Here is a 6845-nt window from a genome sequence, read left to right on the forward strand (position 1 = left end):
ATGGCTGCGGATTTTTTGCAGGGATATTTTGCACAGCAAAAGAAAAGGCTTGGATTTCCGCGGGAAGCGGGATAGTTTGCGGCCACATGCCGGGTGGCTGAGGACGAACGCAGATTCGTCAGGGTATGGGTCAGTCCCGAAGCGGGTTCTTTTGAGAACCCTGAAAGGCTGGGCGTTTCCGGCATGTGAATCAGTAAACTTTGTTCGCAGGCGGCTCGGTGCAGCATTTGCGCGACCGGTCGTCATTCGCGAGGTCTTGTCCGGGGTTATCTTCGGCAGGACGCGTGACGGAGCAATTTCAGGAAAAATTTCCAGCGGTTTTCCGTCCGGAATTGCATGAAAACAACCAGATTGTCAGCAAAACAGAATTCAGGTGAGCAATTGATGAGGCCAGGACAGCAAAACAAGCGCGGCCGGGGGCGTGGAAACAACAACAATAACAATGGTGGCGGTAACAACAACTTCAACCGCAAGGGCGGCAATCCGCTCACCAGGACTTATGACAGTTCCGGCCCCGATGTTAAGATTCGCGGTACAGCCCAGCACATAGCGGAAAAATACGCCGCCCTTGCCCGGGATGCGCAGAGTTCTGGTGACCGCGTGATCGCGGAGAACTATCTGCAGCACGCGGAGCATTACAATCGCATCATTGCCACGGCTCAGGCCCAGATGCAGGAACGTTTCCAGCGCGACGATCGTGGTGAATACAATGCCGCGGATTCTGACGACATGGATGTGAATGATGGCGACGACGGCGTCGTTGCATCGCAGCAGCCTGCCGAACAGGCGGAGCGCAGCCAGCAGCCGGAGCGCCAGGAGCGCGCCGAGCGGAGCGAGCCTCGTCAGGACCGCCGGGAGCGCCCGGATCGCCGCGAGCGGCAGGAACGCCAGCCGCGCCAGCCGCAGGTCTCCGCCGAACAGCAGCCACCGGTCTATGACGCCAGCCAGGCGCCGCAGCCGGTGATCGAAGGCACGCCCATGGAAGTGGCGGTGGAAGAAGAGCAGCAGCAGGCGGAAGCGCCCGCAACCGAACGTGCTCCGAAGACCCGCCGTGCCGCCACCCCGCGTCCGCGGCGCCCGCGCCGCGCCGCAGCCGCGGAAGGTGCCGAGGGTGAAGACGCGCCGGCTGGCGAGGAAGCACCCGCCACTCTTGAAAATGCTGCTGAATAAGCAGGGATTTCAAATCGACAGATGATCGAAAAACTCCGGCTTGCCGGAGTTTTTTGTTTTTCGGGTGTATTTGCGCATAGCTTGCCGGTGGCCGAAGGAGGCGAATGCACGATGCGACGCTGGCGTCCGTCAAATCCGGCTAAAATTTCTGGAACGGTGGTGTTCCTCCCCTTTAAACCAGTGAAAATGCCTCCCATATCCGTGCAGGAAGGACGGAAGCCGCATTGAGCGGTAACGGTCCATCGAGAGGCGGCGATCGTGAAATCCTTTAAGCGCGACTGTCGTAGCGGGGCTCGCCTTTGAGGGAGCCTCAACCCTAACACCCGGTGCCGTGCCGAAAGCGGGCGGGCCGGTCAATGGAGGTTCGACTATGAATATTGAGAAATACTCCGAACGTGTTCGCGGTTTTCTGCAATCGGCGCAGACCTTTGCGCTTGCGGAAAACCATCAGCAGTTTTCGCCGGAGCACGTTCTGAAAGTCCTGCTTGATGACGAGCAGGGCATGGCTGCATCCCTGATCGAGCGTGCAGGCGGCGATGCGAAAGAAGCGCGCCTTGCCAATGATGCTGCGCTGGCGAAATTGCCCAAGGTTTCCGGCGGTAATGGCGGCCTGTCGCTCACGGCTCCGCTCGCCAAGGTGTTTTCGACTGCGGAAGACCTTGCCAAGAAGGCGGGCGACAGTTTCGTCACTGTCGAGCGTCTGCTGCAGGCGCTTGCGATTGAAAGTTCCGCCACCACTTCGGCTTCCCTGAAGAAGGCCGGCGCAACGGCGCAGGCGCTCAATCAGGTCATCAACGATATCCGCAAGGGCCGCACGGCCGACAGCGCCAATGCCGAACAGGGCTTCGATGCACTGAAGAAGTTCGCGCGCGACCTGACGGAAGAGGCCCGCGAAGGCAAGCTCGATCCTGTCATCGGTCGTGACGACGAAATCCGCCGTACCATTCAGGTGCTTTCGCGCCGCACCAAGAACAATCCCGTGCTGATCGGTGAACCGGGCGTCGGTAAAACGGCGATTGCCGAGGGCCTTGCGCTGCGCATCGTCAATGGCGACGTGCCGGAAAGCCTGAAGGACAAGAAGCTGATGGCGCTCGATATGGGCGCGCTGATCGCTGGCGCGAAATATCGCGGTGAGTTCGAAGAGCGTCTGAAGGCCGTACTCAATGAAGTGCAGGCCGAAAATGGCGGCATCATCCTGTTCATCGACGAGATGCACACGCTGGTCGGCGCCGGCAAGGCTGATGGCGCGATGGATGCCTCCAACCTCCTGAAACCCGCCCTTGCCCGTGGCGAACTGCATTGCGTCGGCGCCACCACGCTCGATGAATATCGCAAGCATGTGGAAAAGGACCCGGCCCTTGCCCGCCGTTTCCAGCCCGTTCTGGTGGATGAGCCGACCGTGGAAGACACGATCTCGATCCTGCGCGGCCTGAAGGAAAAATACGAACAGCATCACAAGGTCCGCATCTCGGATTCGGCCCTGGTTGCGGCTGCGACGCTTTCCAACCGCTACATCACCGACCGGTTCCTGCCCGACAAGGCAATCGACCTGATGGACGAGGCCGCTTCGCGTCTTCGCATGCAGGTGGATTCCAAGCCGGAAGAACTGGACGAACTGGATCGCCGCATCATTCAGCTCAAGATCGAGCGCGAGGCCCTGAAACAGGAGACGGACCAGTCGTCCGTCGATCGCTTGAGGAAGCTCGAAGACGAGTTGGCCGATACGGAAGAAAAGGCAGATGCGCTGACGGCCCGCTGGCAGGCGGAAAAGCAGAAGCTCGGCCACGCCGCCGATCTCAAGAAGCGGCTGGACGAGGCCCGCAACGAGCTGGCGATCGCCCAGCGCAACGGCCAGTTCCAGCGCGCCGGCGAGTTGACCTACGGCATCATTCCGGGCATCGAAAAGGAACTCGCTGCGGCGGAAGCGCGTGACAGCAGCGGTGCCGGCTCGATGGTTCAGGAAGTGGTGACGGCGGATAATATCGCCCATGTCGTTTCCCGCTGGACCGGCATTCCGGTCGACAAGATGCTGGAGGGTCAGCGCGAAAAGCTGCTGCGCATGGAAGACGAGCTTGCCAAGTCCGTTGTCGGGCAGGGTGAGGCCGTTCAGGCGGTTTCCAAGGCGGTGCGCCGTTCGCGTGCCGGCCTGCAGGATCCCAACCGGCCGATCGGTTCGTTCATCTTCCTTGGCCCGACGGGCGTGGGTAAGACCGAGTTGACCAAGTCACTGGCACGCTTCCTGTTCGACGACGAAACCGCGATGGTTCGCCTCGACATGTCGGAATATATGGAGAAACACTCCGTTGCCCGGCTGATCGGCGCACCTCCCGGTTATGTCGGTTATGAGGAGGGCGGTGCTCTGACGGAAGCGGTTCGTCGCCGGCCTTATCAGGTCGTGCTGTTCGACGAGATCGAGAAGGCGCATCCTGACGTCTTCAACGTCCTGCTGCAGGTGCTGGATGATGGTCGCCTGACGGATGGCCAGGGCCGCACTGTCGACTTCAAGAACACCATCATCATCATGACCTCGAACCTCGGTTCGGAATTCATGACGCAGATGGGCGACAATGACGATGTGGAGTCGGTTCGCGAACTGGTGATGGAGCGGGTGCGGTCGCATTTCCGTCCGGAATTCCTCAACCGTATCGACGATATCATCCTCTTCCATCGCCTGCGGCGCGACGAAATGGGTGCCATCGTGGAAATCCAGCTGAAGCGGCTTGTTTCGCTGCTCGGCGATCGCAAGATTTCGCTCGAACTGGATGAGGATGCCCGCAGCTGGCTTGCCAACAAGGGTTACGATCCCGCTTACGGCGCACGTCCGCTGAAGCGGGTGATCCAGAAGGCGGTTCAGGACCGGCTCGCCGAAATGATCCTCGGCGGCGAAGTTCCTGATGGTTCGCGGGTCAAGGTGACGTCGGGTACCGACCGGCTGCTGTTCAAGGTCAAGCCGCCGAAGGGCGAGGCCGAGGCCGAAACAGCCGATGCCGCATAAAACGAAAGGGCTCCGGAAACGGAGCCCTTTTCATATGGCGGGATTGCAGGAACGGCCGCAATCTGTTGCGGATCAGCGGCTCGCCATCTGATTGGGCTTTTCGTCAATATTCAGCAGATTGTCGATCCGCTTTCTTTCATCGGAAAAACGCGCCAGCGCATCGCCGGAAAGCGACTTGCCGCCAGGCAGGCGCACTTTCATGGCATCAACCTTGGTGCCGTTGACGATCAGCTCGTAATGCAGATGCGCGCCGGTCGAAAGGCCGGTTGATCCCACATAACCGATCACCTGACCCTGTCTTACCTTTGCGCCTTCCGTGACGCCCTTGGCGATCGCGTTCTGGTGATTATAGGAAGAGACATAACCGTTGGCATGGCGGATCAGGGTCTGGTTGCCGTAGCCCGAGGCCCAGCCCGCCTTTTCGACCGTGCCGTTGCCGGTCGCGATGATCGGTGTGCCGCGGGCGGCAGCCCAGTCGGTGCCGGTATGCATGCGGCTGAATTTCAGGACGGGGTGGCGGCGCATGCCGAAACCGGATGTCATGCGGCCGTTCGGAACGGGATTGCGCAACAGGAACTGCCGGATGCTTTTGCCGTTTTCGTCGAAATAATCGATGCTGTTGTCTTCCGGATTCTGGAACCGGTAAAACCGCGTCTCGTTGTCACCGAATTTGGCGTTGACGTAAAGCAACTCAGACTTGTCGGTGGCCTTGCCGTCCGCATCTTCCACGGAGAAGAAAGCCTCCAGCGTATCCGCCGGCTTCAGTTGCGCCTGAAAATCGACGCTGCTGGCCAGAAGCTTGATAAGCTGGGAGACCATGCTCTGGTTCATGCCATAGGCGAGAGCGGCGCGGTAGACACCGTCATAGACGCTCGGCAGATCGCGGCCGGCCGCAGGTGCGGGCGCGCTGTCGAAGGCGGTCGCGACCGCGTCGAGCTTCGGCGGTTCGCTTGCCTTGATGAAACGCTTGCGGTCATCGACGGCCATGGTCACCATGTGGCGGCCCTTGCGGTAAAGGCTCACGCGCACGATATCGCTTTTTTCGTCTTCCTGGAGAATGCCGACGCGCAGCACATCGCCGCTTTCGACATTGTTGGACTGGATTTGCGGTGAGAGCAGCCCGGCGATTTCGGAAGACTGCGCCTTCGAATAACCCGCGCCGAACAGGGCGGCCTCGATGGTCTCGGTCTGGCGCGCAGGGATCACGTCGTCGGCATATTCCTTGACCGGAACCGTGGCCGATTGCGGGGTCGATACCGACATATTCTGTTCGACGACACGGGCGGCAAGGCCGGCGGTGATGTCGACGTCGCCTTCGTCATTGTCGAAGCGGCGGGGATCGATGTAATAAAGCGCGGCAAGCTGCTCATTGCCGTCCGTCAGGATCGAGCCGTTGGAGCGAACCGCTTCCTCGACCTCATCGAAGCTCAAGGAGCCGGCGAAGGCATATTTGGAGTGCTGGACGGGAAAGGCGACGGTTTTCAGGCTGACTTCGGACTCAACTTCGGAGCCGTAGATCGTTCCGGTGCGGCTTGGTGCCGGTGCCGCCGCGTCCTTGTCGTCATTGCTCGCGAAAATATTCAGGGGGTCGAAAGCGGGATAATCGTCCTGCTTGGCGTAATTCGCCGCCAGCGGAATCTTGACGTGGGAGAAGGGGACCTTGCGGACCACTTCCTTGTCGCCCTCATTGATGACGGTGGAGACTTCCATGATCGAGCGGTCGGACGGTCGCGCCGCGATATTGGGGGCAACGAGGCGCGTTCCGCGGCGGGCTGCTTCGGTGGCGTTGTTGCCCATATCCGCCTTTGCGAAGGCTTCGGCGGGAATGGCCAGCTGCTGGCGGCCGTCAAGGGCCGCGAAAAGAGCCACGCCCATCAATATGGAAGAGGTAATGCCGGTCAGGAACGTGCCGGAAAGCCATCGCAGCGAAATCTCGCGACGATCGGGTGCACGGCGCCCTTCCGCCAGAATTGGCGGCTCCGTGCCTAGCGACCGGATCACGTTGCGATCCGCAGTCATACCAGCTGTGCCCCGTCGGTCATGCGCTCTCCAGAAACTTCAGGCGAAGGTGTGCAACTTTCAAAGCCCTGAGTCAAATCCATCGACGCAGCCGGAGATATGTCGCAACACGCTATATTAGGGACACGCATGGGCATGCCCGTATTAACGTTTCGTTGGCAAAGCAATTAGCGAGGAACCGGGCCAAAAGAAGGCGTGAACCCCACCTTGCCGCCGGGGGCCGCGTTCTCCTGTGCAAAACCGGAAGCAAGGTGGGTCCTTTTTATGTTGTTGCGCTTATAAAAACGAAATTACATTTAAAAACCAATAACTTGCCTAATTTTCTTATTTTTTGTGATTTGTGCTGTTGACTTGTTTGAGGTGATGGATTTATAAGTCCGCTCACTGAACGAGGGCGGCGGCGCTGCTGGCGACGACGACTTTCGTTCTAAAGAAATCAAGTTGATGAGCTGAATGCTTGTTGTTTTCCCGGGGTTAATGCTTTGGGGATTTGATTTTGTGACTGCTTGAGCGGTCTGTTTTTTGACAATTGAATATGAGAAGAAAGAGAAACGTGGGCGGCGAAGCTTGCGGGGTCTGAAGAGATTTGGACCTCTGGAATAGACTTTGACGGTCACGTTTTGAACAAGAGAATACACCTCATTATGAGCGCAGCGATGCG

4 protein-coding genes are annotated in these 6845 nt (G+C 59.3%); 2 read left to right on the forward strand and 2 right to left on the reverse strand.

The window, feature by feature from the left end:
* Positions 1–384: 384 nt before the first annotated feature.
* Entirely contained in the window at positions 385–1170 is a 786-nt protein-coding gene (locus N434_RS15810) for a DUF4167 domain-containing protein (RefSeq protein WP_110759163.1), read from the forward strand.
* Positions 1171–1540: 370 nt separating this feature from the next.
* The gene (gene clpB / locus N434_RS15820; protein ID WP_110759164.1) at positions 1541–4165 is read left to right on the forward strand and encodes an ATP-dependent chaperone ClpB; all 2625 of its coding nucleotides are present in this window, start codon (positions 1541–1543) and stop codon (positions 4163–4165) included.
* A gap of 72 nt (positions 4166–4237) precedes the next feature.
* Here clpB and N434_RS15825 read toward each other — a convergent pair whose 3' ends face one another.
* Both N434_RS15825 and N434_RS25975 read right to left on the reverse strand, forming a co-directional pair.
* Positions 4238–6184 (reverse strand): M23 family metallopeptidase, encoded by a 1947-nt coding sequence (locus tag N434_RS15825; protein WP_065116401.1) that lies wholly within the window; start codon positions 6182–6184, stop codon positions 4238–4240.
* 296 nt (positions 6185–6480) lie between these two features.
* A partial coding sequence (locus N434_RS25975; protein ID WP_210206049.1) for a hypothetical protein occupies positions 6481–6845 on the reverse strand: 365 nt, incomplete at its 5' end.

The organism is Rhizobium sp. UGM030330-04 (assembly GCF_003208455.1).
GTDB lineage: Bacteria > Pseudomonadota > Alphaproteobacteria > Rhizobiales > Rhizobiaceae > Agrobacterium > Agrobacterium rhizogenes_A.

Coding starts and splice junctions, on each gene's coding strand:
- N434_RS15825 (WP_065116401.1), bottom strand. CDS start 6,184: ATGACTGCGGATCGCAACGTGATCCGGTCGCTAGGCACGGAGCCGCCA.
- N434_RS15810 (WP_110759163.1), top strand. CDS start 385: ATGAGGCCAGGACAGCAAAACAAGCGCGGCCGGGGGCGTGGAAACAAC.
- clpB (WP_110759164.1), top strand. CDS start 1,541: ATGAATATTGAGAAATACTCCGAACGTGTTCGCGGTTTTCTGCAATCG.